The organism is Aquiflexum sp. (assembly GCF_977115555.1).
Window position 1 is genome coordinate 1 of sequence record NZ_CDSBKL010000612.1, and the last position, 1,688, is coordinate 1,688.

At 37.6% G+C, this 1,688-nt stretch carries 2 protein-coding genes; both read left to right on the forward strand.

The annotated features are described in order from the left end of the window. The coding region (locus ACZFYI_RS20085; protein ID WP_462525899.1) for a RagB/SusD family nutrient uptake outer membrane protein at window positions 1–870 on the forward strand (870 nt) is incomplete at its 5' end. 181 nt (window positions 871–1,051) lie between these two features. Next, on the forward strand, window positions 1,052–1,654 hold the full coding sequence (locus tag ACZFYI_RS20090) for a hypothetical protein (protein WP_462525900.1): 603 nt from the start codon (window positions 1,052–1,054) through the stop codon (window positions 1,652–1,654). Window positions 1,655–1,688 lie beyond the last annotated feature (34 nt).

Sequence of the window (1,688 nt, forward strand, 5' to 3'; positions counted from 1 at the left end):
AAGGACAATTTTGCTATCAACAATAGTAGATCTACTGAAAACATTTTTGTCTATCCATATGACAAAGTTTTTGCAGGAGGTTTCAACTGGGTAATGATGACGCTTCACATTGTCAGCCAATCAACCTTCAACCTTACCCAACAGCCTTGGAATGGGTATCAGACTGTAGAAGAATTCTATAATTCTTATGTAGATCCTGTTAAAAATCCAGGGGTTCAAGGTCCGGTTTGGACAGGTTTGGCTTTAGCCCAAACCACAGGAACAAGAGATGGAAGATTGAGTAATTTCTTGGTAGGTCCTCAAACCCGTGCAGATGGATCAACTTTGATAGATCCGGGAGTTGAACCTACCGATCCAACAGGTAGAAATGGTGATCCAAATGGTCCTCCGCTTACTTTCATGCCATACCTCAATGAAATTTCTCCGGGAGGTTTACGTCAGGCAGGTGCCAGAATTGCAAAATATGAATTTGAAAGAGGTGGAACGAATAATATGAGCAATGACTTCGTGGTGTTCAGACTTTCTGATGTGATCCTTTCTTTGGCTGAAGCAAGATTCAGATTGGGACAAACTTCAGAAGCATTGGCTTTGGTCAACCAGATCAGAGCCAGAGCCGGAAATCTTGATCCTTTCACTACCCTGACGGACGAAAATCTTTTGGCAGAAAGAGGTAGAGAAATGTATGTGGAGATGACCAGAAGACAAGATTTGATCAGATTCAAAAAATATGGAGATGCATGGTGGCCTTTTGCAGGAATGAACAGACCAAAAAGAGTACACACTCCAGGTAGCTTCTTGGAATTGTTCCCGATTCCGGCACCTCAGATTCTTGCTAATCCAAGATTGGTACAAAATCCAGGATACAATTAATTAGGGTTTGATATATTATTAAAAGGCAGGCTGAAGTTTTATTTCAGCTTGCTTTTTTTTTGATTTATTCTCCAAAATTTTTTCAAAAAGGATAGAAGAATAGATTCAAATTCATTTAATTTGAATGCAAAAATTAAGAAACAGGCTTATCTTGTGAAGTGAATTGATGCCTTACAAACCTATGAATAGTTTCAGATTAATATTACTTTCCATTATTATTCTCGGTACAATCCTTCAAAGCTGCGATTCCGCAGTACATACCTCTTCTGAGGATGGTTTTACCAAATCCGATAGTCTTTTTTTAGGATTTCATTTGGGTATGGCTCAAAAAGATTTTTTTGACCATTGTACTGAATTAAACAAAGAACAAAAAATCACCCAAGGGCCAGGTGGATCGACCAATGTTGAATATCGAATTGTAGGTGAATATGACAACGAAATCAGCATGAGGTTTTTCCCAACTTTCATCGAAGAAAAAGTTTTCGAGATGCCTGTCACCTATTCTTATGTAGCATGGGCTCCATGGAACAGACAATATTGGGCAGAAAAATTACTTCCCAAAGTGTTGGAGAAATACAAAGATATTTACGGAGAGGACTTCAAACTTATTGAGCATCCTACCCAAGGGAAAGTATATTATAAAATTGATGGAAAAAGGAGAATAAACCTTTTCATCAAAGATGAGCAGTTTGTTCAAGCGGTTTTCACAGATTTGAGGGTAGAAAAAAGACTCAAAGAAGAATTTGAAAAAAGCCAATCTGAAGAAAAAAATCCTGTAAATTGAAAAAATAGGGTCATAAAAATGAATAATAAATCTG